Below are 24674 nucleotides of genomic sequence, written 5' to 3' on the forward strand. Positions count from 1 at the left end.
ATACCGCCGTCCGCCCGCAGGGCGTGGCGCGCGGCGTCCGGTGCGTGCAATCGCAAGGCGGAGGATCATCCTCGTACTGGACGTACTTGGATGACTCCGACAACGCAGCGTGGGGGCACCTCCCGTGCCCGAAGGGCTACGGGGGAGCGCGTGCCGGGCGTCGCGCGCCAGGCGGTATTTGTCAGACACGGCCTAGGACCGTTCGACGCCGTGGCGCCAGATCACCGTGACGGGTGTGCCCCGCTCGCGCGCGTACCGGACGATGTCGCCGGTGCCGCCGAGCCCGCGGGCGGGACGGCCGTCCCAGACGGCGATCAGCCGGTCGCAGTGGTCCGCGATGTACGCGCCGGCCGCGTAGTAGGCCTCGTCCGTGGAGTGCGGATACCCCATCCGGACCTCCTGGCTGGCCCGGCCCTTGAGCCGCCGGTAGCAGGCCAGCGCCTCGGGGTCGGCGAACCCCTCCTCGTAGTCCCCGCTCGGGATCACCACGGTCAGCTCGGCGCCGCAGTCCAGCGCGATGCCGGCGAAGAGCTGGTCCGCGCCCTCGGCGAGGCTGGAGAGCGCCTCCATGGCCCCTTCATGGCCGCACAGCGCCGCCTTCATGACGGCCTGCACGTGGGCGAGGGCCTCGGGAGGGATGTCTCTGTGGCCGGTCACTCCGATGCGCTTCATCCGCCCCCCGTTCATTCCGTGGCCGACCGCTCGTCCATCCTCTCAAACGTGTGCAATACGTCGAGCCCCCGCCCGTGGACCGGGCGGGGGCTCTCCTTGTCGACCTCGGGTCCGTCGCTGTCGGTTCCGGGTCAGTAGACGTTGACGCCGTAGGCGTTCGCGGCCTCCCTGACCGGCTGGAAGAACGTCGTACCGCCGGAGGAGCAGTTGCCGCTGCCGCCGGAGGTCAGCCCGATGGCCTGGCTGCCGGAGTAGAGCGGACCGCCCGAATCACCCGGTTCGGCGCAGACGTTGGTACGGATCATTCCGTAGACGATGTCCCCTCCGCCGTAGTTGACGGTGGCGTTGAGACCCGTGACCCGGCCGCTGTGGGTGCCGGTGGTGGAACCGCGGCGGGTGACGGACTGGTTGACGAAGGCGTCCCCGATGGAGGTGATGTCGACGCTGCCGACGGTGCCCGGCTTGGCGATGGACGTGTTGCTGTAGCGGACGATGCCGTAGTCGTTCGTCGGGAAGCTGGAGCCCGCGGTCGGCCCGAGGACGGTCGTACGGCCGGAGTTCGCGTACCAGGTGCCCGCGCCGTCGGTGCAGTGACCGGCGGTCAGGAAGTACGAAGTACCGGCGCTGTTGCGGACGTTGAAGCCGAGCGAGCAGCGCCAGCTGGTGGCGTAGGTGGCGTCGCCGCCGGAGATGAGCTTGGTGAACGTGCCGGGGGTGCGCTCGATACGGAGGGCACCGGCGTTGGCGCCGGCCTCTCGCTTGATCTGCGCGATCTCGGCCTTGGAGACGGTGGAGTCGGCCGTGACGACCAGGGCGTTGGTCGCTTTGTCGATGTGCCAGGCGGTACCGGCCACATCCGCGTTCAGGACGGCGTCGCTCGCGGCGGAGAGCTGCGTCGCGCTGAAGGTGGTGACGGGTGCTTCCGCGGCACCGGCGGTGGGGACGGCCAGCGCGGCGGCGGCGACGAGGCCGGTGGTGACGGCGAGGAGACGGGTTCGTCTCGCGACGCCGCTGCGGGGGGTGGTGCGCTTGATCCTCACTTTTCGTTCCTCCCGAGGGGAATCCGGGGGCCCGACTGTGGGGTGACGGGCCCGTGAGGCGCAGTCAGCGGGTGGCGAGTGCCCGGTTTCCGGATTCGCCGTGCCCCTGACAAGCGCTGTTCGGGAGTATTCGGGCCGTCAACTTCCCGCGCAAGGGCGCCTTTCGGCCGTGCGGCGCCGTGCACGCCGGATGGCCCCGGGAGCTGCTCGTCACCCGGGGCTGCGGCGGTGCTTCGTACGTCAGACGGATCCGCGCGCGATCAGGTTCCGTTCGCCGACCGGAATGTCGATGGGGAGCGTGTTGCCGGGGGGCGGGAAGGGACAGATGAAGTGATCGGCGAACGCGCACGGCGGCAGCAGCGCCCGGTTGAGATCGACGATGACTCCGCCGTCGGCGTCCGGCGCGGCGGGCCGCAGGAAGCGGAAGTGGTAGCTGCTCTTTCCGCTGGTCGCGTCGGCGAAGACGGCCCAGAGGGAACCGTCGGCCTCCACGGCGGCATGCAGGGTGCGCTCGGCGCCGCCGGCCTCGAAGACGATCTCGCCGGAGAGGCCGAGCCCGCGCTCCTGCCCATCGGCGTTCCGTACCCGCACGGTGCGGTGCTCGGCGTACGGACGAAAGCGCCCCGGCAGCGCCCAGTGCGGGTCGTACGGCGTCGCCTCGATGCCCCGGAACGCCCGCCGGGCGGCGGACCGCGGGTCGAAGTCCCGTACCGCCCAGAGCCCTTCACGACGCATGACGACCAGTCGGCGCTCTCCGTGCGCGACCCGCGACTCGTGCACCGGGGAGTGGTCCGCGGTGAGCCTGATCCCGCCGGTCAGAGGCTGTCCGTCGACCGTGAGCCCGTCGGCGGCGGTGGCGCTCAGCACCACCTCGTCGCCGTCCTCGCGCCACTCGCCCGGGACGGCCGGAATTCGACCTTCCGGGTAGTCCGAGAGCCAGTGGGTGCCGGTGAGGGACAGCGGTCCGTGCGGCGCCGAGACCGAAGCGATCCGGTGCTCGTGCCAGTGCATCCAGTCCTGCCGTGCGTCGGTGCTCATACGGTCAACCCTTCCATACGGGCTCCGCGAGCCCGAGGTGCGACCGCAGGGTCGTCCCCGTGTACCGCGAACGGAAGACACCGCGCTCCTGGAGGAGCGGCACGACCCGGTCGACGAAGTCGTCGAGTCCGCCGGGGGCCGGCTGCGGTAAGAGAACGAAGCCGTCGGCCGCGCCCGTCGCGACGGACTCCTCCAGCGCGGCGGCCACCGTGCGCGGGGTGCCGATGAAGGACTGCCGGCCGGTGGTCTCGATCACCGTCTGCCGGATGGACAGCCCCTTGGCCTGCGAGAGCGCCCGCCATGCGGAGGCCACGGCCAAGCGGTCGGCGCCCCGGACTCGCCCCTGGACGAGCGCGGGGTCCGGGTCGGGGTCGGGGTCGATGCCGGGAAGCGGTCCGTCGGCGTCGTACGAGGAGAGGTCGCGGCCCCAGATCTGCTCCAGGGCGACGATCGCGTGCCGCGGGGAGACCTGCTGTCCGCGGATCTCGGCGGCCTTCTCCCGCGCCTCGGCGTCGGTGTCGCCGAGTACGCAGGTGACTCCAGGCATGATCCTGAGGTCGCCGGGGTCGCGGCCGTGGTGCGCGAGGCGGCCTTTGACGTCGGCGTAGAAGGCGCGACCGGCTTCCGGCGTGCCGTGCCGCGTGAGGACCACGTCGGCGGAGGCGGCCGCGAACTCCCGCTCCCGTGCCGAGTCGGCCTCCTGGATGACGACCGGGTGTCCCTGCGGGGAGCGGGGGACCGTGAACTCGCCCTCGACGGTGAAGTGCTGTCCGTGGTGGACCAGCGGGCGCGCCTCACCGGACGGGGTCCACGAGTCCCACAGCGCGCGGGCCGTCCGCAGGAACTCCTCGGCCCTGGCGGCGGCGTCGGCCCGGTCGTGACGGCCGCCCCGGCGGAAGTTCTCCCCGGTGCGGGCGTCGGAGGTGGTGACGACGTTCCAGGCGGCCCGGCCCCCGCTGAGGTGATCCAGCGAGGCGAGCCGGCGGGCCAGTTCGTACGGCTCGTTGAAGGTGACGTCGACCGCGGCGGCGAGGCCGAGGCGGTCGGTGACGGCGGCGAGCGCGTTCAGCACGGTGACCGGCTCGGGGCGGCCGACGACGTCGAGGTCGTGGATGCGGCCCTTGTGCTCGCGCAGCCGCAGCCCTTCGGAGAGGAAGAAGAAGTCGAACAGGCCGCGCTCGGCGGTGCGGGCGAGGTGCTCGAAGGACGAGAAGTCGATGTGGCTGCGCGAGCGGGAGCCGGCCCAGACGGTGGAGTCGTCGGCTCCGGGGAAGTGTGCGGCGAGATGGATCCGCACGGGCGGGGTCATGAGGCCGCCCCGGTCCGCACGTACCGGTTGGCCGGACGGGCCAGGCCCAGGTGCTCGCGGAGCGTGCCCCCCGGGTAGAAGGTGCGGAAGAGACCGCGGTGCTGGAGCAGGGCGACCGTGCCGTTCACGATCCGCTCCAGGTCGCGGTGGGGGGCGATCGGCGCGAGGTGGAAGCCGTCCACCGCACCCTGCTCGTGCCACCGCGCGATCAGCTCGGCGAGTTCGACAGGGCCGCCGCTGAAGTGCGGCCCGGCGGCGGGGGGCGGGCCGCCGAGCAGCCCCGGTTCGGGTGCGGACTCGCGCCCGCCGAGGTCGACGACGAGCGAGACCAGGACCTTGCACGTGTCGGGGTCGCGCCCGTGCTCCCGCGCCCTGCGACGGACGTCCGCGCGCAGGGCGGCCGCCTGCTGCGGCGTCTTCGCCCGTACGAGGACGACGTCGGCGTGCCGGGCGGCGGCCGCGCGGCTGTGCTCGGCCGTCCCGTCGAGGACGGTCACGGGGCGGCCCTGCGGCGGCCTCGGGACGGTCGACGGGCCGCGGACGCTGAACGTACTTCCCCGGAAGTCGACATGGTGCAGCTTGTCCCGGTCGATGAAGCGCCCTGTCGATGTGTCGCGGATCTCCGCGCCGTCCTCCCAGCTGTCGCACAGCCGGGCGACGACCTCGGCGACCTCGCCCGCCTCCCGCCACAGCGCGTCGGGCGGCGCGGCCGGGCGCCGGCCGAAGAGCCTGGCCTCGGCCTCGGTGCCCGAGACCGAGGCCGCCCAGCCGGCCCGGCCGCGGCTCACCCAGTCGAGGGTGGCCACGGCCGTGGACACGTGGAACGGCTCGGTGTGGGTGGTGGTCACGGTCGGCACCAGACCGATCCGTTCGGTGACGGGCGCGACGCGCGACAGCACGGCAAGGGCGTCAAGCCCCGGCCGGGCGAAGGAGTCGCCGAGCGTGACGAAGTCGAGCACGCCCTGCTCGGCGAGGCGGGCGAGCGTGACGTAGTGGGACGCGTCGCAGTGCGCCGGGCCGTCGAGGGCGACGGCCAGGTGCGGTGGACGGGTTGCGGGCATGCGGGGCCTCTCCGAGTGGTCAGTTCGTCAGGGGTGCCCGATAGAGTCCACTAAGTGGACGTCCGGTTCCAGATCCTGGTACAGGGCAGGCGACGTGGGAGTGAGGGAGATACGAAGGCTCCGTGGATGCGCGGATCGAACACGGAAAAATGCCCTCACACGGGCCGGGCGGGCCATGCGACCGAGCCCCTCAGCACGGTGCGCACCCCTTGAGGCTATGTGCTGCACGCGTCACGTTGTCAAGCTTGTCCGTACTGTGAGCCGTACGTCTCACGGCAGTTGACGGGGAAACGGATGCCTGTTCAACTTGGGCCATGAATCCGCAGCAGTGGCTGGTCACGCGCTCCCACATTGACTTCGGTCGCGTGTGGTCCGCGTCCTGTTGAGCCGGCCCCCTGCGTTCCGTTTCCCCGCACTGCCTTCACACGCGTAGCTGTACCCCCTCACCTCATCCGCTGTCGGGTTCCTCGCTCGCGAGGTCAGGCAGGAATGGCGAACAGCTGGACCGCGCGGTCGCCGGAGACGCCGACTCCGGTCTCCGTGAAGCTGCAGTTCAGCATGGCCTTCTTGTGGGCCGCGCTGCCGAGCCAGCCGTTGACGTGGTCCTGGGACGTGGCGTATCCGGGTCCGGAGACGTTCTCGGACCAGCTGCGCCAGTTGTAGCCGACGCGTTCGAGCCGGGTTTCCTCGTTGGAGCCGTCGGAACCGGTGTGGCTGGTCAGGTTGTTCTTGGCCATGTCCGCGGCGTGGGTCTCGGCGGCCTGGGTGAGCTTGGCGTTCACCGTCAGGGCCGGGCAGTCGGCCTTCTGCCGCTCCGCGTTGACCAGGGCCAGGATCTCGCTCGCGGAGGCCTGCTGTACGGCTTCGGAGGCGGTGGGCTGCGAGGCGACGGGCTGCGTCGCCGTGCCCGCGCCCGCGGCGGCCGCGCCGGTGAGCACCAGCAGCGGGGCCGCGCACGTGGCCACGCAGATACGACGTATTCGGTGGGCCTTGGCGTGCATGACTTTCCCTTCCTCATCCCACGGAGGACACATCGACGCGGCGCCGGACCGCTCGGGGGCCGGTCCCTGATCCGTTCCACGGCGCCTCGGAGACGATTCACGCCCACAGCGGCGACAAGACGGCGAGGTCTTGTGCGGGGCGGACCGGCCGGCGGTCTCTCGTTCTCATTCTCCGCGCCCGGAGGCATCTGTGCATCGTGGGCCGACGTGCCCGGCCGGGGGCCGGGCACGTGCGGGACGAGCGGGCACGTCGCGTGGGGTCAGCAGCCGTCGCAGGGGCAGCAGCAGTCGCAGTTCGGGCAGTCGCAGTTGCAGTTGTGGCAGCAGCCCTCGCGCTTCTTGCGGGACCACGGGCCCTCGTACTCCGAGGCGCAGCAGAGCCGGCACGTGCAGCACAGGCCGATGAAGACCGCGCAGCCCGCCCAGAAGCCGCGCGGCTTCGGCTTGTGCGCGTCACCGCCGCCGGGCATGGGCGGCAGACCGCCGGGGCCGCCCGGGACGCCCGCGCCACCGCCGTAGGGGTTGTGGGATCCGTACGGGCCGTACGCGCCGTACGCGCCGGGGCCGCCCGGGGTGCCCTGGGGGGGCTGCTGGCCGTAACCCTGGTGCGCGCACGTCGTCGTGCCGAACGCCCGGTCCACCGACTGCCTCAACTCGTGCGCGAGCAGCACGTGCAACAGCTTGTCGTCCACGAACCGCGCGTCGCGCAGTGCGAGCCTGATGCCGTGCAGCGCGTCGTCGGCGAGCCGCCGGGCCTCCGCAGTGGAGGTGCCGGTGGCGGTGAGCGGGTTCCAGGCGCCCGACGCCGCGTCAGCTTCCCTGTCCTCCACGGCATCCAGCAGATGCGCCAGCCTGCCGAAGAGCCGGCCGGCCTCGGCGAGCGGCTGCGCGTTCTCGGGGCGGCCGGCCAGGACGGCGGTGTGGGCGAAGGCGGCAGCGGTCGCCGTCTCCGTGGGTTCGGTGATCCGCAGCAGCGGGGTGCCGTGCCCGGCGAGTGACTCGATACCGGTCTGGCGGTCGACGGCGTCGAGGAGGACCGCCGTGTCGAAGCCGAGCTCCGCGCCGGCCCGCGCGCCCGCCCGGTCCCAGCCGGCGGCGACCCTGCGGGCGGCCGCGGCCAGCGGCCTGCGCGCCAACACCCCGTCCCGGTCGGCCACGTGGTCCCGGACCTTCGCCGACGCCAGCACCAGTGAGACGGCGGCGGCCAGCCGCGCGCCCTCCCCCATGGCGACGGGCGCGGTCCGCATGGCGCGCAGCGGACAGGGGCCCGCCGTGCGTCGCTGGTCCTCGGTGCGCTCGGTCTGAGCCTCCGTCAGAACCGAGACGATGAGCCCGTCGTAGTTGGTGACGATCCTGGCGAACTGGCCGTGGTCCGAGCGAAGTGCCAGACACAGACCGCAAAGATGGGCCATCCACTCCGTCTTGAGCCCGTCGGTGAGCCGATGGGTACACGGCCTGACGATTCCGAACACGACGTTCCCCCGTGAGTCTTTCGAGTGCGCGGCCCGCATCGTATCGATCCCGATCCGTTCACCCGTACGCCCCCCGCGTCACCCATCCAGACCGACATTCATATTTTGCTTCGATATGAGCCTTTTCACGCCCTCTCAGGCCCCGTACGCAGGAAGAACCTTGACGAATCGCCACATGTTCTGCACCAGGTACGTCACGAATCCCCTGCGCGCCGACTATCCACTTGGCGCGCGATCCGCATCATGGACGACCATAGGGATGCGGAACCACAAGTGACCGCTGTGAGAGGAGGCGTCCATGGCATCGGTGCGCAAGGCGAGTGCATGGCTGGGACTCGTGGAGGACAACGACGAGCGGTACTACGACGACGAGTACGCCGAGGGGTCGGCGAGCGCCGACCAGTGGGTGACGGACCCGCGGGTCCGGGTGGCCTCCGAGTCGGCCGAGGAGCACGGCCGCCGGATCGCCACGATCTCGCCGGACAGCTTCCGCGACGCACGAGGCATCGGGGAGCTCTTCCGGGACGGCATCCCGGTCATCGTGAACCTCACGTCCATGGAGCCCTCGGACGCCAAGCGGGTCGTCGACTTCGCCGCCGGACTGACCTTCGGGCTGCGCGGCTCGATCGAGCGCGTGGCGACCCGTGTCTTCCTGCTGACCCCCGCCGACACGGAGATCGTCAGCGGGGAGTCCAACGGGCATCTGCAGGACGGTTTCTTCAACCAGAGCTGATCGTGGGATGCACCCTCCCGGCGGTGGCTGGGGGAGCTCGCCGGTCGATCCGGTCTACCGGAAGGCGTCCAGGCCGGTGAGCGCCTTGCCCAGCACGAGCTGGTGCATCTCGACGGTGCCCTCGTAGGTGAGCACCGACTCGAGATTGGTCGCGTGCCGCATCACGGGGTATTCGAGCGAGATCCCGTTGGCGCCGAGGATCGTGCGCGAGGTGCGGCAGATCTCGATCGCTTCCCGTACGTTGTTGAGCTTTCCGAAGCTGACCTGCTCCGGGCGGAGCGTCCCCGCGTCCATCCGGCGTCCCAGGTGGTGGGCGAGCAGGATTCCCTTGTGCAGTTCGAGCGCCATGTCGGCGAGCTTGGCCTGGGTGAGCTGGAAGCCGCCGATGGGCCTGCCGAACTGTTCGCGGGTCTTCGCGTACTGAAGTGCCGCCTCGAAGCTGGAGCGCGCCGCGCCCATCGCGCCCCAGACGATTCCATACCGCGCGTGGCTCAGGCAGCTGAGCGGTCCGCGCAGTCCGGTGACCTCGGGAAGCACGGCGTCGGCGGGCAGCCGTACCTCGTCGAGGACGAGCTCGCTGGTGACCGAGGCCCGCAGGGACCACTTGTGCTTGATCTCGGGTGCCGAGAAGCCGGGGACGTCGGCCGGCACGACGAAGCCGCGGATGCCGTCGTCGGTCTGGGCCCAGACGACGGCGACCGCCGCCACCGAACCGTTGGTGATCCACATCTTGCGGCCGGTCAGCACCCAGTCGGTGCCGTCGCGCTTGGCGTACGTACGCATTCCGGCCGGGTCCGAGCCGTGGTCGGGCTCGGTGAGCCCGAAGCAGCCGATGGCCGTGCCGTCCGCCATGGACGGCAGCCAGCGCTGCTTCTGCTCCTCGGAGCCGTACTTCCAGATCGCGTACATGGCCAGCGAGCCCTGCACGGAGACGAGCGAACGGATCCCGGAGTCGGCGGCCTCCAGCTCCAGACAGGCCAGCCCGTACTGGACGGCGCTCGCACCCGCGCAGCCGTAGCCGGTGAGCGACATGCCGAGGGCGCCGATGGAGCCGAGCTCCCGGGCCAGTTCACGGATGCCGGGCAGCTCGCCGCGCTCGTACCAGTCGGCGACGTGGGGCAGGACGCGGTCGGCGGCCCAGGAGCGGACGGTGTCGCGGATCGCGAGGTCCTCGGGGGAGAGGAGATCGTCGATGCCGAGGGGGTCGGCGGGGTCGAAGGGCGGCAGCTTCGAGGTTGCGGACATGGGGGTGCCTCCGGCGGCTCGCACAGCGCTGAAACCTAGCAGCGATAGTTAAACGCTCGGCGCTGACGTTACGGCTCAGTGTGCCGCGCGTCCAGAGCGGGCCGCGGCCGTCGCCTCGGCGGCCGCGCAGACCGGGACCGCCGCGTCGTGCGAGGTCTGCTCGGGCAGCTTGGCGGACTGCTCGGTGGCTGTTGCGGTGGACTGCTCGGTGGCTGTTGCGGTGGACTGCTCGGTGGTCTGCGCGGCGCACTCCATCATCTTCGGCAGCCGCAGCGCCGCCAGCGCCCCGAGCAGCAGCAGGCCCGCGCTGACCACGAGCGTGACGTGCAGACCGTGCACGAAGGAGTGGCGAGCCGCGACGTGCAGCGCCTTGCCCGCGGGCCCGCCCAGCTGCGCGGCCACCTGGTACGCCTCGCCCAGCGAGTTCGCCGCGGCGGAGCGGGCCGCGGCCGGGACTCCGGTCGCCGCCGCCAGCCCCGGGGCGTACGCGGCGTTCATGACGCTGCCGAGCAGCGCGATCCCCATCCCGGCGCCGAGCTGGTACGAGGTCTCGCCGATCGCGGCCGCGCCGCCCGCGTGTTCGGCGGGGGCCTCACTGAGCATCGACTCGTAGGCACCGAAGAGCGTGGTCTGCAGCCCGAAGCCGAGCAGCACGAACCCTGCCGTCAGCAGCAGCGGCCGGTCGTGCTGCCCCATCAGCGTCAGCAGCAGGACGGCCCCGGCGGTGAGCACGAAGCCCCAGCCGACCATCCGGCGCGGGCCGACGCGGTTCAGGGTGTAGGAGCCGGTGGCGCCGGCGGCCATCGCGGCGAAGGTGAGCGGCAGCAGCCGCAGCCCGGTCTCCAGCGGGCTCAGTCCGAGCACCAGCTGGAGGTACTGGACGGCGATCAGCTCCAGGCCGACCAGCGCCAGCATGGCGAGGACGATGCAGCCGACCGAGGTGGAGAAGCTCGCCCTGGCGAACATCCGCATGTCGATGAGGGGATGCTCGCGGCGCCTCTGACGGCGTACGAACAGAGCCAGCAGCAGGGCCCCGACGGCCAGCGGGACGACCGTACGCGGCTCGGTCAGCGCACTGCCCGTGCCGAGCCGCTTCACGCCGAGGACGACGCCGAGCACACCGGCCGCAGCCATGAGCGCGCCGAGCACGTCCCAGGGGCCGTCGCCGCTGCCCTTGGACTCGGGCAGCAGAAGGCGGCCGACGGGGAGGATCAGGGCCATCAGCGGGATGTTGACGAGGAAGACCGAGCCCCACCAGAAGTGCTGCACGAGGAAGCCGCCGAGCACCGGTCCGGTGGCGGCCCCGACGGCGGCGACCGCGGTCCAGATGCCGATGGCCGTCGCCCGCTCCCGCCGGTCGGGGAAGACCGCGCGGAGGATGGAGAGCGTCGCGGGCATGATCATCGCGCCGCCGACGCCGAGCAGGGCGCGGGCCGCGATCAGCACTTCGGGAGTGGTGGCGAGCGCCGCCACCGCCGATGCCACGCCGAAGAGGCCGTAGCCGAGCAGCAGGATCCGGCGGCGTCCGACACGGTCGCCGAGGGTGCCGAAGAGGATCAGCAGCGAGGCGCACACCAGGGGGTACGCGTCGACGATCCAGAGCAGCGCCGCTCCGCTCGGGCGGAGGTCCTCGGTGACGGCCGGTACGGCGACGTGGAGCACGGTCGCGTCGAGCGCGACCAGCAACAGGCTGACGCACAGGACGAGAAGGACGACCCAGCGGTTGGCACCGCCGCCGGGGACACGCGGGCGTGCTCCGGCCATGGCCGTCCGTGACATGTACGTACCTCCCAGTACTGCGAACCTCGCGCTCGGTGGACCGGGCCGTGCTCGACTTTTCCCTCCGGGGCGCTGAAGCCCCTGCCGACGGTCGATCGTGCTCGGTCCCTCGTTCCTCGGGACCTCCGCGCGTTCTCCCTTTCGGCAGCGGCGCGCCCCTTTGGGGGCGGAGCCCGGGGGCGGCCCGGCATCGACGGGCGAGTGATCAGCCAGCGTACGCGAGTCCGGGCCGGTGGCGCGTGGTGCACCTCTCACCTGGAGCGGCCTCGGGGTGTGGCATACGCCACGCCGGAGCCGCTCCCCGGGTGGTACCCGGAGTGCTCCGAACGGCCCAGGAATTCCGGGCGCCAATCGCGTGAACCGTCATTCGCCGCGTACAAACACACTTACCGAGAAGGCCGCCCCGGCAATAGGGCACAAGGTCACTTCCCTTTCCGGAGGGGCCTGGAATGAATGTGCGGCTGAGACCTACTCCACATCACATCGTCATCACGAAGAGCCTGGATCGGCCTGGCCCCACACTCACTCGCTGTAACGTCGATTGGGTGCGTACCGACATCTTTGCCCGCCTGGACCGGGAGCCGGAGCCGCCGAAGATAGAGATCCCGCGGATGAGCCGCACCCGTCTCGCCCTCTTCGGCGGAACCGCGGCGTTCTATCTCGCGATCGTCGTCGCTGTGCTCGTCTCGTCCTGGCTGGTGACCCTCGACTGGAAGGTCATGCTCTTCCGGCCGTATCAGCAGTGGCCGGAGCTGCACGCTTTTCTCGACTACTACGTGGTGCTCGGCCAGCGCGGCCCCACCGCGGTGATGGTCGCGGCCTGGCTGGGCTGGCGCTCCTGGCGGCAGCACACCCTGCGGCCGCTGCTGGCGCTGGGTGCCGCGCTGCTGCTCCTGAACGCGACGGTGGGCTCGGTCAAGCTGGGCCTCGGCCGGCTCGGGCCGCACTACGCGACCCAGATCGGCTCCGCCGAGCTCTTCGCCGGCGGCGATATATTTCCTTCGGGACACACCGCCAACGGCGTCGTGACCTGGGGAATCCTCGCCTATCTGGCCACCACTCCGCGGGCCCGGCGCTATCTGTCGGCGCTGTCGGCCGTGGTCTCCCTGGGCGTCGGACTGACCACGGTCTATCTCGGTACGCACTGGCTGAGCGACGTCCTGCTCGGCTGGGCGGCGGGCCTGCTGATCCTGCTGGCGCTGCCCTGGTGCGAGCCGCTGATCGGCCGGGTCGAGGCCTTCATCCTCTCGGTGCGCGACCGGATCCGTACGCGCCGCCGGCTGCCGGTGCCCTCGCTGCCGGTCGCGGCGGGCGGGCCGCGAACCACGCCCGCGATATACCCGCAGCGGCTGTCGGGTGAGGGCGGCGAGCCCGCAGTCCGGCCGGTGGCCGCCCGAGGCACCGCGGCGGGCTCCACGGCGACCGCCCAGCTCACACCGGCGCGCCATCACGCCGTGGTGCGCTCGGGGCACCCACCGGTGGCGCCGGGTCACAGCCATCCGCCGGTGGCCCCGGCCCACGGCCATCCCCCCGTGACCCCGGTTCACGGCCGCCGACCGCCGCGTTCGCGGCCGGTGGCGGGCGGCTGACGGCTGACGGCTGACGGCAGACATGGTGAGGGCCCCGGCCGCGTTCGTAAGGACGCGGCCGGGGCCCTCACCCTTTTCAGCCCTTCCAGCAGCGGACGACGGTGCCGTCGTCGACCTCGAAGTTCAGCCGGCCCTCCAGGTACTCCATGGTGATGAACGAGCCCGGGGGGACCTCTCTGACGGTGCTCCAGCCCCGGCGGCGGGCGAGGCGCTCGGCGCCCTCGGCGTCGAGGCCGACGTATGCCTCGGGGGCGTCGTCCGGCTGTACGGAGGGGGTCGGTATAGGTGCCATGGGACTCACCGTAGGCGGCAGCGGACGGTGACGGAAGGCCTGTTGGGGTAAGGCATCCATGCGCCTATCACCATCCCCGTGTACCTCACCGGTCACACTTGTGTCACAAGATCACGACGGATGTCCGGCGCGGATCCGTCCATCCGTACGCACAAACGGAGTTACCCGCACAGAAAATCCACGGATTTCCCGGAACTTCGCCGCACCACACCATTCCGTCCTGGAATTCCTCCTGTCGCGGGATTATCGGAGGGCGCCCCGACGCCCGGCCGAGGTCCGGAATTCAACGTTCCTTACGCATTCCCTACTTCAGGACGAACCGGCCGCTCACCCGTACGCGTACCGGGTCGTGTCCGGATTCGTGTCCGCACCCTGTCGGGTGGTTCCCGTGCCTAGCATCATGGCTCCAGCCCGAGACCGCGGACCCCGAGGGGGGCAACGATGGGGACGGACACCGCCCAGGCCGATACCAGCGGGGCAGCAGTCCGGCGGCGGGGCCGGGGGCGGGGGCGGGCGGTCATCGACTGGCTGACCACCACGGACCACAAGAAGATCGGGCATCTCTACCTGATCACCTCGTTCGGCTTCTTCCTGGCCGCCGGGCTGATGGCGCTCATGATGCGCGCGGAGCTGGCCCGCCCCGGGCTCCAGCTGATGACGAACCAGTCGTTCAACCAGGCGTTCACGCTGCACGGCACGATCATGCTGCTGCTCTTCGCCACCCCGACCTTCGCCGGGTTCGCCAACGAGCTCGTACCGCTCCAGATCGGCGCGCCGGACGTGGCCTTCCCCCGGCTCAACATGTTCTCGTACTGGCTGTTCCTCTTCGGCGGCCTGATGGTGCTCGGCTCGCTGCTGGTGCCGACCGGCCCCGCCGCCTTCGGCTGGACCGCGTACGCCCCGCTCAACAGCCTGGAGCGGTCCCCCGGCGTCGGCATCGACCTATGGATCATGGGGCTCGCGCTCTCCGGCTTCGGCACGATTCTGACCTCGGTGAACTTCCTGGCGACGATCATCGCCATGCGGGCGCCGGGCATGACGATGTTCCGGATGCCGATCTTCACATGGAACGTCCTGTTCACCACGATCCTCGTGCTGGCCGCGTTCCCCGTGCTGGCGGCGGCGCTGCTGGTGCTGGAGGCCGACCGGCAGTTCGGCTCGGTGGTCTTCAACGCCGAGAACGGGGGCGCGCTGCTGTGGCAGCACCTCTTCTGGTTCTTCGGCCATCCCGAGGTCTACATCATCGCCCTGCCGTTCTTCGGCATCATCACGGAGATCCTGCCGGTCTTCTCCCGGAAGCCGATCTTCGGCTACGTCACGCTCGTCGGCGCCACGATGGCGATCACCGGGCTGTCGGTGGTGGTGTGGGCGCACCACATGTTCGTCACCGGTGCGGTGCTGCTGCCGTTCTTCTCGCTGCTGTCCTTCCTGATCGCCGTGCCGACCGGGGTGAAGTTCTTCAACTGGACCGGGACGATGCTGAAGGGGTCGCTGTCCTTCGAGACCCCGATGCTGTGGGCGGTCGGCTTCCTCGTGACGTTCCTCCTGGGCGGCCTGACCGGCGTCATCCTCGCCTCCCCGCCGATGGACTTCCATGTGACGGACTCGTACTTCGTGGTGGCCCACTTCCACTACACGGTCTTCGGCACGGTCGTCTTCGCGATGTTCGCCGGCTTCTACTTCTGGTGGCCCAAGTTCACCGGCAAGCTGCTGGACGAGCGGATCGGCAAGATCCACTTCTGGTCGCTCTTCGTCGGCTTCCAGACGACCTTCCTGGTGCAGCACTGGCTCGGCGCGGAGGGCATGCCCAGGCGCTACGCGGACTATCTGGCGGCCGACGGCTTCACCGTGCTCAACACGGTCTCCACCATCGGCTCCTTCCTGCTCGGCATCTCCACGCTGCCGTTCCTCTACAACGTCTGGAAGACCGCCAAGTACGCGAAGAAGGTGGAGGTCGACGACCCCTGGGGGTTCGGCCGGTCCCTGGAGTGGGCGACCTCCTGCCCGCCGCCCCGCCACAACTTCAAGGCCATTCCGCGCATCCGCTCCGAGTCGCCCGCCTTCGACCTGCACCACCCCGAGTTCGCGGCGATGCCCGGCGGACTGCCGCCCGGCGAGCGGCCGGTCATTCCCCCAGAGCCCGGGACAGCCGGTCCCGGACCGTCCTGATGTGCCCGGTCAGTTCGGCGGGCTCGACGACCTCGAAGTCGAAGCCCATGAGGACCACGTGAACGACCATCACATCGAGGCTACCGGCGCCCGTGCGCAGCAGACAGCTGTCCGGCCCCTCGGCCTCCAGCACCCCCGCCGACGGTGACACCTCCCGCGCCGCCCGCTCCAGCGGCACGCGCAGCCTGATCACCGCCTGCGCGGAGTACACCCCCGTCGACACACCCTTGGAGACATAGGCGGCGAGATCCTCGGCGGGCGGGGTGCGCGGGGCGAAGCGCGGGCCGTGCGGCGGCCTGGGCGTGATCCGGTCGACCCGGAACGTACGCCAGTCGGCCCGGTCCACGTCCCACGCGACGAGATACCAGCGGCGTTCGGTGCAGACGAGGCGGTGCGGCTCCACGGTGCGCCGGGTCGCCCTGCCGTCGTGGTCCTCGTACGCGAAACGCAGCCGCTCGCTGTCCCGGCAGGCGTTCGCCAGCTCGGTGAGGACCGAGGGATCGACCTGGGCGCGGGGCGGGCGCAGCATGGGCACGGTGAAGGCGTTGAGGGCGCCTACCCTGCGGCGCAGCCGGTGCGGCAGCACCTGCTCCAGCTTCGCCAGGGCGCGCACGGAGGTCTCGCCGATGCCCTCGATGCCGTTTCCTGCGGCGGTGCGCAGACCGACCGCGACCGCGACGGCCTCGTCGTCGTCGAGCAGCAGCGGCGGCAGTTCGGCGCCCGCGCCGAGCTGATAGCCGCCGCCCGTGCCGGGGCTGGCGTTGACCGGGTAGCCGAGCTCGCGCAGCCGGTCGACGTCCCGGCGCACCGTGCGCGGGGTGACGCCTAGGCGTTCCGCGAGCTCGGGTCCTGACCATTCGCGGTGGGCCTGCAACAGGGAAAGCAGACGCAGCAGTCGTGCCGATGTCTCCAGCATGGGGCCGAGTCTGCCAGCGATCGAGGACAGCTACGGTCCTCGATCGCCACGCGGTCCTACGGGGTGCCCCGCCGTCCTAAGGGGTCACCCGTCGTCCTTCGGAGTCAGACGGACACAGAGATCGTTGTCGGTCGTGTAGAGCGGGGTGGCCTGGTAGCCGTCGCCCTGGTGGGCCGGGTACAGGAAGACGTTCCTCCGGTCCCATACGTCGTCGAGGATGCGGGAGATCCGTACCGGCCGCGCGTCCGCGGCGAGCCGCAGCCACAGCGTCCACAGCTGCTGCCCCTCGACGGGCGCGGCGCCCGGTTCCGGGGCGAGCGTCGCGTACGGGAGGGTGAAGGTGAAGGTGCTTCCCTCGCCGCTCACCGGCACCTCGTGGACCCGGTCCCCGAGCCGCGCCTCGGCCACCGCGCCCTCGCCCAGCTCCGCTCCGTACAGCGCGCCCTCGACCGTGCAGGAGCCCGACGCACAGCCGATGTCCCCGGCCTCGGCGTGCGGTTCGCGCACCCAGGAGCGCACCGCGAGCCGCCCCTCCACCGTCGGGTACGGCACACGCACCGCGACCCGGCCGCCTTCCGGGATCCGGTCGACGAGCGCCCGCAGATCGCGGATGCCCGGCTCGATGGGCACGTCGTCGTCCGTGTACGCGTCCCAGCGGCCCTCGGCCAGCTCGACCGTGCTGGGCAGCACGGCACGCGAGTGGCCGGCGCCGGCCGGGGTGAGCGGCAGCCGCACGGTGTCCTCGGGCGCCGTACCGCCGCGCCGGCGCAGCACCAGCGCGGCGTCCGGGGCCGCGACTCCCGCTATGTCGAACGTGACGCCGCCAGCGGAGTCGGCGATGCAGTCGGCACGCGGCGTCCGCCGCTCGGTGGACGTGCTCATGCCGTCTTGCCCTTTCTGATCACATCGGCGGCCTTGTAACGCAGCGCGTAGGCCCCGTCGAGCACCGTCCCGCGCGCGCGGTGCATGGTGTCGCGCAGCGCGCCTCGGGAGCGGCCGCCCGCGCCCCGGGCGACCAGCTCGGTGAAGAGCGCCTCGTGGCGCTCCGCGATCCGGGCCGGGTCGAAGCGCTCGGCGGCCTGGAGAGCCGCCTGTCCGGTCCTTCGGCGCAGGTCGTCGTCGCTGATCAGCGCGAGCAGCGCGTCGGCGATCGCGTCCGCGTCGCCGACGGGCACGAGCCGTCCGTCGACCCCGTCCTCGATGATCTCGCCGGGACCGTGCGGGCAGTCGGTGGACACGACCGGCACTCCGCAGCGCATCGCCTCCACGATGGTCATCCCGAAGGACTCGAGGCTGGAGGTGACCGCGGCGATCGAGCCCTTGACCCACTCCGGCTCCAGCGGGTTCGCGGGCCCCATCAGGAAGACGTGGTTGTGCAGCCCACGCTGTTCGATCAGGGCCCGCAGGGCGTTCTTCTCGTTGCCGGTCGCGTCGCCGGTGCCGTAGATCCGCAGCCGCCAGTCGGGGCGGGCGGCGACCACCTTCGAGAAGGCCTTGACCAGCAGGTCGTACCGCTTGACCTTGGTCAGCCGGCCGGCCGCGATCACCCACTTGGCGGCGGGATCGGCGGGGGCGACGCTCGGCGCGGGCACGCTGTTGGGCACGGACTCGATCCGTACGCCGGGCAGCTTCACGCGGGTCCGGTAGGACTGCGCGTCGGCCTCGGTGACCGTGGTGACGGCGTCCAGCAGGGCGTACCGGTGGCCGATCTCGCGGCGCAGCCGGTACCCGTGCCCGTCCAGGGTCAGGTGCTCCTGGCCGACGCGGACGAGGCCGCGCGGCGCCTGGCGGGCGATGTGGATGTTCAGTCCGGGGCGGGTGCCGACGACGACGTCGGCCCGGAGGGACTTCAGATGGGCGGCGATACGGGCGTCGGTGAGGCGGCTGTACTGCTTCCAGCGGCCGTCGCCGCGCGGGAACACCTTCGCGGGGCGGGTGTAGTCGGGGTGCTTGCCGTCGTAGTCCGGGCTGTCCTTGCGCAGATCGACGAGGTGGCGCATAAGGACACCGGCGGGCGCGCCCAGCATCGGCTCCTCGCGGTGCCGGAAGACGGAGACGATCTCGACGTCGTGCCGCTCGGCCAGGACCTGGGCGAGGTTGAACGTCGTCCGGATCGTGCCGCCGATTCCGTACGCGTTGTGGAGCAGGAAAGAGATATGCATGCGCCGCCGCATCCCCCGGGGTTCTTGGTCGTCAGGATGGGACTGTACTTGCCGTCCGGCGTACGTGCCGTCCAGGGGCGCCGGAAGCGTCGCGCATCGATCTGTCGACTTGACGATCTGTCGCTCACTGCTCACTCGCGCGTGACCCCTCCCCCGGCTCGCCCGTTGTGTTCGTTACGAGCCGGGCGCCGCCCGGCACCCCACCACGCACCGAGTCCGAGGAGCCACCCGTGCCGCGCATGCTCGATGTCAGCGAGGACGTACGCGCCGAGATCGGCGACGAAGAAGCCGACCGGCTGCTCACGGGCGAGAACGCCCCGGGCAGTTACGACTGCACTTCCTGCCGCACCCCGGGCGACTCCGAGCAGGAACGCACCAGCACCGTGCTGTTCGTCGGCGACGAGACCGCCGTCCTCGCCTTCGCCCACGCCAGCTGTATCCCCTCCCAGGTCGTCCAGGTCTCCGAGGAGCAGCTGAAGGGCGCCGTCCGGTCGATCACCGGCGAGACCCCCGCCGTCGCCCCCACCGCCGCGGGCGCCCCGCTCGACCCCGCCGCGGCCGACGCGGCGCCCGGACAGGCCGTGCTGGGCGTCACCAGCGGTCTCATCCTGATCCGCGACGAACTGCACCCCGCGCTCGTCGTCGAGCCGACCGCCCCCATCGCCCGCCCGGGCACGACCGGCGACGGCGGCGACGACTTCCTGCCGCTGCTGATCGAGCAGGGCTTCCGGCCGGTCTCCCTGGTGGACCAGGTTCCCCCGCCGCTGCCCGGCTGGTCCGTGCTGCTCGCCATGGGCCAGCTGCACGCCGTGCTGCAGCCGGGTACGGGCGGCGCGCGCCCGGTCGCCTGGTGGCAGGCCCACCAGCCGCTCCAGGTCACCGAGGGCTGGCGGACGGCCGTCAACAAGACGCGCACGGTTCTGGTCTACGCCGCCCCGGTCGGCTCCATCGGCCAGCAGCCGCGCGAGGATCTGCTGCGTGACGCGCTGGAGAAGGCCGCCGCCAACGGCCGGCTGGTGGCCGCGGCGATGCCGCTGGCCGGGACCTGAGCCGGCCCCACGCACGCCCGCCGGCCGCGTTCTCCCGGCCGGGCCCGCATCCGACGGGCGTGCAGGTCGTTGGCTCATACGTGCACACATACGACCCCACCCGCCAGCCGTCCCCGAGTCAGAGCCACATCCCCTCCCTGCGCCACTCGTACGCACACGACGCGTCGGCGGGCCACTCGGCCACCCCGATCTACGACGCGCTGTACTCCGAGTACCGCAGGTCCTTCCGGGCCCTGCCCGGGGACCGGAGCGGCGAGGAGCACCTCGGCTTCACGGCCTTCGGCTCCGGCCCGCACACCGGCCGCGCGGGCCACGCGGGGCACCTGAGCGCCTGGCAGGCGGGCGTCCGGCAGCACACCGGGGTGTACCACGTACCCGCGGCGCTGCCACCCTCGCCCCGCAGGGGGCTGTGATCCGGTCCGGGATCCGACGGCGAAGCGGCCGGGGCGTTCACCGCCCCGGCCGCTTCGTCGTGTTGCTTCTTCCTGCCGTGTCGCCGTACTACTTCTTCTTGCCGCGCTTCTCGCGCACCCGCACCGAGATGTGGATCGGGGTGCCCTCGAAGCCGAACTCCTCGCGCAGCCGACGCTCGACGAAGCGCCGGTAGCCGTGCTCCAGGAAGCCCGAGGAGAAGAGGACGAAGCGCGGCGGCTTGGTGCCCGCCTGCGTGCCGAACAGGATGCGCGGCTGCTTTCCGCCCCGGACCGGGTGCGGGTGGGCGGCCACGAGCTCACCGAGGAAGGCGTTGAGGCGGCCGGTCGGGACGCGGGTCTCCCAGCTCGCGAGCGCCGTCTCGATCGCCGGGACCAGCTTGTCCATGTGCCGGCCGGTGGTGGCCGACACGTTCACCCGGGGCGCCCAGGAGACCTGCTGCATCTCGGTCTCGATCTCGCGCTCCAGGTAGTAGCGGCGCTCCTCGTCGAGGGTGTCCCACTTGTTGTACGCGATGACGAGCGCGCGGCCCGCCTCGACGGCCATCGTGAGGATCCGCTGGTCCTGGACGGAGATCGACTCGCTCGTGTCGATCAGTACGACGGCGACCTCGGCCTTCTCGACGGCGGCAGCGGTGCGCAGCGAGGCGTAGTAGTCCGCGCCCTCCTGGAGGTGGACCTTCTTGCGGATGCCCGCGGTGTCCACGAACTTCCAGGTCTTGCCGCCGAGTTCGATGAGCTCGTCGACCGGGTCGCGGGTGGTGCCGGCCATCTCGTTGACGACGACCCGTTCCTCGCCCGCGACCTTGTTCAGCAGGGACGACTTGCCGACGTTCGGGCGGCCGATGAGCGCGATACGGCGCGGGCCGCCTACGGCGGTGCCGAAAGTCTGGGCGGGGGCCTCGGGGAGCGCCTTGAGGACCTCGTCGAGCAGGTCGCCGGTGCCACGCCCGTGCAGCGCGGAGACCGGGAACGGCTCGCCGAGCCCGAGCGACCACAGCATGGCCGCGTCGGCCTCGCCGGACGGGCCGTCGACCTTGTTGGCCGCGAGCACGACGGGCTTTCCGGCCCGGCGCAGCAGCTTCACGACGGCCTCGTCGGTGTCGGTGGCGCCGACGGTGGCGTCCACGACGAAGACGACCGCGTCGGCGGCCTCGATCGCGAACTCGGCCTGGGCGGCGACGGAGGCGTCGATGCCGAGGACGTCCTGCTCCCAGCCGCCGGTGTCGACGACCTTGAAGCGGCGGCCCGCCCATTCGGCCTCGTACGTCACGCGGTCGCGGGTCACGCCGGGCTTGTCCTCGACGACGGCCTCACGGCGGCCGATGATGCGGTTCACCAGGGTCGACTTGCCGACGTTCGGGCGGCCGACGACGGCGAGGACCGGGAGCGGGCCGTGACCGGCCTCCTCGATCGCGCCCTCGACGTCTTCGAGGTCGAAGCCCTCCCCCGCGGCGAGCTCCATGAACTCCGCGTACTCGGCGTCGCCAAGTGCCCCGTGTTCGTGCTGGTCGTTCATGAAGTCCGTTTCCCTGTTCTTTCGTGGTGATCGGTGAGCACGGGACAGGACGCCCCGGACTCACTACTCAGAGTCTCGCTCAGCGCCCGGTGAGGCGCCTGGCGTTTTCCAGGTGGGCGGTCAACCGCTCCTGAATGCGCACGGTCGCCTCGTCGAGCGCCTTGCGCGTGCGCCGCCCGCTGCCGTCCCCGGCTTCGAAGGCGTCCCCGAAGACGACGTCGACCCGGCTGCGCAGCGGGGGCAGTGCCCGTATCAACCGTCCGGGGCGGTCGCTGCTTCCCAGTACGGCGACCGGGACGATCGGCGCACCGGAGCGTACGGCGAAGTAGGCGAGCCCGGCGCGCAGTGAGGCGAAGTCGCCCTCGCCGCGGGTGCCCTCGGGGAAGATCCCGAGCACGCCGCCGTGCTCCAGCACCGAGAGCGCCCGGGTGATCGCGGTGCGGTCGGCGCTCGCCCGGTCCACCTTCAGCTGACCGATTCCGGTGAGGAACGGGTCGAGGGGGCCGATGAACGCTTCCTTCTTGATCAGGAAGTGCACGGGCCGGGGCGCCGTGCCCATGAGCATGGGTCCGTCGATGTTGTGCGCGTGGTTGACGGCGAGGATGACCGGTCCGGCGGTCGGCACCCGCCAGGCGCCGAGGACCCGCGGCCGCCAGAACCCGTACATCAGGCCTATGCCGATCCTCCGGCCGACGGCGGCGCCCTTCTCGGACGGAACGGCGGGGTCGGTCACTTCCCGCCCGTCCGCTTCTCCTCGACGAGGGTGACGACGCACTCGATGACCTGGGCGAGGGTCAGGTCGGTGGTGTCGACCTCGACCGCGTCGTCCGCCTTGGCGAGCGGAGAGGTCTTCCTGTTCGAGTCCGCGTGGTCCCGCTTGATCAGCGCCTCGCGGGTGGTGGCCAGATCGCTGGCCTCCTTGCCCTTCAGCTCACCGCTGCGACGGGCCGCGCGGGCCTCCGGGGAGGCGGTGAGGAAGATCTTCAGGTCGGCGTCGGGCAGGACCGTGGTGCCGATGTCCCGGCCCTCGACGACGATGCCCTTCTCGGCGGCCGCGGCGATCGAGCGCTGCAGCTCGGTGATCCGGGCACGCACCTCGGGGACGGCGCTGACGGCGCTGACCTTGGACGTGACCTCCTGCGTGCGGATCGGGCCCGCGGCGTCCACGCCGTCGACGGTGATCGTCGGGGCGGCGGGGTCCGTGCCGGACTCGATGAACGGCTTGCCGGAGGCGGTCGCGATCGCGGCGGCGTCGCTGACGTCGATGCCGTTGCTGATCATCCACCAGGTGATCGCCCGGTACTGCGCGCCGGTGTCCAAGTAGCTCAGACCCAGCTCTGCGGCGACCGCCTTGGAGGTGCTCGACTTGCCCGTGCCGGAGGGGCCGTCGATGGCGACGATCACGGATTCCACGGTGTCGGAGACCTTCCTGGTACGCGGTGAGGGCAGGCCGGAATGCCAAGGTGCCCCGCACAAGGTTACCGAGTGCGGGGTCGAGCCCACGCACCCGTGCGCGGACAGCACGGGGCGGGGGCGGTGGGGCGCCTGCGGCGGGCCCTTTTCCTCTACCCGCCCCTTCCCGAAGACTGGGGGCTGCGCCCCCAGCCCCCGGTACGGCCTCCGGCCGTGTCCTCAATCTCCCCCTACGCCCTGGCGGGCGTAGGGGGACCCCCGGACGGGCTCCTTTGGAGCCCCGCAGGCCCCCACTTACTACTGGCTACTACTGGCGCAGCGCCCAGCCACGCTCCCGCAGGGATGCCGCGAGGGCGGGCGCCGCCTGGGGGACCACCATCAGCTGGACCAGGCCCGCCTGCTGGCCCGTCGCGTGCTCGATGCGGACGTCCTCGATGTTCACACCGGCCCGGCCCGCGTCCGCGAAGATCCGGGCGAGCTCGCCGGGCTGGTCGCTGATCAGGACGGCGACGATCTCGTACGCCGTCGGCGCCGCGCCGTGCTTGCCGGGCACGCGTTCGCGCCCGGCGTTACCCCGGCGCAGGACGTCCTCCACGCCCTCGGTGCCCTCGCGGCGCTTGTCGTCGTCGGAGGACTGGAGGGCCCGCAGGGAGCGGACCGTCTCGTCGAGGTCGGCGGCGACGCCCGCGAGGACATCGGCGACCGGCCCCGGGTTGGCGGAGAGGATGTCGATCCACATCCGGGGGTCGGAGGCCGCGATCCGGGTGACGTCCCGGATGCCCTGACCGCACAGCCGTACCGCCGTGTCGTCGGCGTCCGCGAGCCGCGCCGCGACCATGGAGGAGATCAGCTGGGGCGTGTGCGAGACCAGCGCGACCGCCCGGTCGTGCGCGTCCGCGTCCATCACGACCGGCACGGCGCGGCAGAGTGCGACCAGTTCGAGGGCCAGGTTCAGCACCTCCGTGTCGGTGTCCCGGGTCGGCGTGAGCACCCAGGGGCGGCCTTCGAAGAGGTCGGCGGTCGCGGCGAGCGGGCCCGAGCGTTCCTTGCCGGACATGGGGTGCGTACCGATGTACGTGGACAGGTCCACGCCGAGTGCTTCCAGCTCGCGCCGCGGCCCGCCCTTGACGCTCGCCACGTCGAGGTAGGCACGGGCGGTCCCGGCGCGCATCGCCTCGGCCAGCGTGGCGGGCACGTGCGCGGGCGGTACGGCCACGATGGCCAGGTCGACGGGGCCTTCGGGGGCCTCGTCCGTACCCGCGCCGAGGGCGGCGGCGGTCCTCGCCTGTGCCGGATCGTGGTCCTGGAGGTGGACCGTGACGCCCCGCCCGGCGAGCGCCAGCGCCGCTGACGTACCGATCAGACCGGTTCCGATGACGATCGCGGTCCTCACTGCGCGATGTCCTTGCGCAGTGCGGCCGCGGCGCCGAGGTACACATGGGCGATCTCGGACCTGGGCCGGTCGGACTCGATGTGCGCGAGGATCCGTACGACGCGCGGCATCGCTCCGGCGATGTCCAGCTCCTGCGCGCAGATCAGCGGTACGTCCACGATGCCGAGGCCGCGCGCCGCCGCCGCGGGGAAGTCGCTGTGCAGGTCGGGCGTGGCCGTGAACCAGACGCTGATCAGATCGTCGGCGGTGAGCCCGTTCCGCTCCAGGATGGCGGTGAGCAGCGCGCTGACCTGCTCGTCCATGTGCCCGGCCTCGTCCCGTTCCAGCTGGACGGCTCCCCGGACCGCTCGTACCGCCACGTCGTCTCCTTCGTACCTCGGCGAGTGCTCCG

23 protein-coding genes are annotated in these 24674 nt (G+C 71.5%); 5 read left to right on the forward strand and 18 right to left on the reverse strand.

All coding sequences use genetic code 11. From position 1 onward, the window contains the following. Positions 1-192: 192 nt before the first annotated feature. From ABT342_RS16625 to ABT342_RS16655, 7 genes are all read right to left on the reverse strand, one after another. Entirely contained in the window at positions 193-672 is a 480-nt protein-coding gene (locus tag ABT342_RS16625) for a hypothetical protein (RefSeq protein WP_351573391.1), read from the reverse strand. Between the two features lie 131 nt (positions 673-803). After that, positions 804-1712 carry a S1 family peptidase gene (locus tag ABT342_RS16630; protein ID WP_351573394.1) on the reverse strand — a complete coding sequence of 303 codons (909 nt, stop codon included), beginning with the start codon at positions 1710-1712 and terminating at the stop codon, positions 804-806. 240 nt (positions 1713-1952) lie between these two features. Continuing rightward, the gene (locus tag ABT342_RS16635) at positions 1953-2750 is read right to left on the reverse strand and encodes a DUF1684 domain-containing protein (RefSeq protein WP_351573397.1); all 798 of its coding nucleotides are present in this window, start codon (positions 2748-2750) and stop codon (positions 1953-1955) included. Positions 2751-2754: 4 nt separating this feature from the next. Next, the gene (locus ABT342_RS16640; RefSeq protein ID WP_351573400.1) at positions 2755-4059 is read right to left on the reverse strand and encodes an NtaA/DmoA family FMN-dependent monooxygenase; all 1305 of its coding nucleotides are present in this window, start codon (positions 4057-4059) and stop codon (positions 2755-2757) included. Then, positions 4056-5120 (reverse strand): LLM class flavin-dependent oxidoreductase, encoded by a 1065-nt coding sequence (locus ABT342_RS16645; protein ID WP_351573403.1) that lies wholly within the window; start codon positions 5118-5120, stop codon positions 4056-4058. Before ABT342_RS16645 ends, ABT342_RS16640 begins: the two co-directional genes overlap by 4 nt. 479 nt (positions 5121-5599) lie before the next feature. Beyond that, positions 5600-6121, reverse strand: coding sequence for a CAP domain-containing protein (locus tag ABT342_RS16650; RefSeq protein WP_351573405.1), 522 nt, complete (start codon positions 6119-6121; stop codon positions 5600-5602). 260 nt (positions 6122-6381) lie between these two features. Next, positions 6382-7632 (reverse strand): DUF5685 family protein, encoded by a 1251-nt coding sequence (locus ABT342_RS16655; RefSeq protein ID WP_351573408.1) that lies wholly within the window; start codon positions 7630-7632, stop codon positions 6382-6384. A 259-nt stretch (positions 7633-7891) separates the two neighbouring features. Here ABT342_RS16655 and ABT342_RS16660 point away from each other — a divergent pair, with 259 nt between their 5' ends. After that, positions 7892-8326 (forward strand): cell division protein SepF, encoded by a 435-nt coding sequence (locus ABT342_RS16660; protein WP_351573411.1) that lies wholly within the window; start codon positions 7892-7894, stop codon positions 8324-8326. Positions 8327-8380: 54 nt separating this feature from the next. Here ABT342_RS16660 and ABT342_RS16665 read toward each other — a convergent pair whose 3' ends face one another. Together ABT342_RS16665 and ABT342_RS16670 are read right to left on the reverse strand one after the other, a co-directional pair. Then, a complete protein-coding gene (locus ABT342_RS16665; RefSeq protein WP_351573414.1) occupies positions 8381-9571 on the reverse strand; it encodes an acyl-CoA dehydrogenase family protein in 1191 nt (396 codons plus the stop codon). A 75-nt stretch (positions 9572-9646) separates the two neighbouring features. Continuing rightward, entirely contained in the window at positions 9647-11350 is a 1704-nt protein-coding gene (locus ABT342_RS16670) for an MFS transporter (protein WP_351573417.1), read from the reverse strand. Between the two features lie 545 nt (positions 11351-11895). Between ABT342_RS16670 and ABT342_RS16675 the strand changes: the two genes are divergently transcribed. After that, entirely contained in the window at positions 11896-12939 is a 1044-nt protein-coding gene (locus ABT342_RS16675) for a phosphatase PAP2 family protein (protein WP_351573420.1), read from the forward strand. A 76-nt stretch (positions 12940-13015) separates the two neighbouring features. Here the strand turns inward: ABT342_RS16675 and ABT342_RS16680 are convergent, their stop codons facing one another. Further along, on the reverse strand, positions 13016-13231 hold the full coding sequence (locus ABT342_RS16680) for an I78 family peptidase inhibitor (protein WP_351573423.1): 216 nt from the start codon (positions 13229-13231) through the stop codon (positions 13016-13018). Between the two features lie 441 nt (positions 13232-13672). Between ABT342_RS16680 and ctaD the strand changes: the two genes are divergently transcribed. Beyond that, positions 13673-15400: an aa3-type cytochrome oxidase subunit I gene (gene ctaD / locus ABT342_RS16685; RefSeq protein ID WP_351573426.1), complete on the forward strand. Its 1728-nt coding sequence runs from the start codon at positions 13673-13675 to the stop codon at positions 15398-15400. On the opposite strand, the gene ABT342_RS16690 is transcribed toward ctaD, so the two are convergent. The 3 genes from ABT342_RS16690 to ABT342_RS16700 form a co-directional block, all read right to left on the reverse strand. Continuing rightward, positions 15357-16316: a helix-turn-helix transcriptional regulator gene (locus ABT342_RS16690; RefSeq protein WP_351573429.1), complete on the reverse strand. Its 960-nt coding sequence runs from the start codon at positions 16314-16316 to the stop codon at positions 15357-15359. The genes ctaD and ABT342_RS16690 overlap by 44 nt on opposite strands. Before the next feature lie 84 nt (positions 16317-16400). After that, positions 16401-17198, reverse strand: a complete 798-nt coding sequence (locus tag ABT342_RS16695; RefSeq protein WP_351573432.1) for a hypothetical protein — start codon at positions 17196-17198, stop codon at positions 16401-16403. Next, entirely contained in the window at positions 17195-18478 is a 1284-nt protein-coding gene (locus ABT342_RS16700; RefSeq protein ID WP_351573435.1) for a glycosyltransferase, read from the reverse strand. Before ABT342_RS16700 ends, ABT342_RS16695 begins: the two co-directional genes overlap by 4 nt. A 230-nt stretch (positions 18479-18708) precedes the next feature. On the opposite strand from ABT342_RS16700, the gene ABT342_RS16705 reads away from it, so the two are divergent. After that, the gene (locus ABT342_RS16705; protein ID WP_351573438.1) at positions 18709-19527 is read left to right on the forward strand and encodes a DUF8842 C-terminal domain-containing protein; all 819 of its coding nucleotides are present in this window, start codon (positions 18709-18711) and stop codon (positions 19525-19527) included. Between the two features lie 80 nt (positions 19528-19607). Then, positions 19608-19940: a hypothetical protein gene (locus ABT342_RS16710; RefSeq protein WP_351573441.1), complete on the forward strand. Its 333-nt coding sequence runs from the start codon at positions 19608-19610 to the stop codon at positions 19938-19940. An 88-nt stretch (positions 19941-20028) separates the two neighbouring features. Here ABT342_RS16710 and der read toward each other — a convergent pair whose 3' ends face one another. The 5 genes from der to aroH all read right to left on the reverse strand — a co-directional run bounded on the left by der (position 20029) and on the right by aroH (position 24642). Further along, positions 20029-21477 carry a ribosome biogenesis GTPase Der gene (der, locus tag ABT342_RS16715; RefSeq protein WP_351573444.1) on the reverse strand — a complete coding sequence of 483 codons (1449 nt, stop codon included), beginning with the start codon at positions 21475-21477 and terminating at the stop codon, positions 20029-20031. Positions 21478-21556: 79 nt separating this feature from the next. Beyond that, on the reverse strand, positions 21557-22210 hold the full coding sequence (locus ABT342_RS16720; protein WP_351573447.1) for a lysophospholipid acyltransferase family protein: 654 nt from the start codon (positions 22208-22210) through the stop codon (positions 21557-21559). Next, the gene (gene cmk / locus ABT342_RS16725) at positions 22207-22890 is read right to left on the reverse strand and encodes a (d)CMP kinase (RefSeq protein ID WP_351573450.1); all 684 of its coding nucleotides are present in this window, start codon (positions 22888-22890) and stop codon (positions 22207-22209) included. The genes ABT342_RS16720 and cmk overlap by 4 nt, the downstream gene beginning before the upstream one ends. A gap of 307 nt (positions 22891-23197) precedes the next feature. Further along, positions 23198-24283, reverse strand: coding sequence for a prephenate dehydrogenase (locus tag ABT342_RS16730; RefSeq protein ID WP_351573453.1), 1086 nt, complete (start codon positions 24281-24283; stop codon positions 23198-23200). Continuing rightward, positions 24280-24642: a chorismate mutase gene (gene aroH, locus ABT342_RS16735; RefSeq protein ID WP_351573456.1), complete on the reverse strand. Its 363-nt coding sequence runs from the start codon at positions 24640-24642 to the stop codon at positions 24280-24282. Before aroH ends, ABT342_RS16730 begins: the two co-directional genes overlap by 4 nt. Positions 24643-24674: the final 32 nt, after the last annotated feature.

Origin of the sequence: Streptomyces sp. NPDC000410, assembly GCF_040300305.1 — a bacterium.
GTDB lineage: Bacteria > Actinomycetota > Actinomycetes > Streptomycetales > Streptomycetaceae > Streptomyces.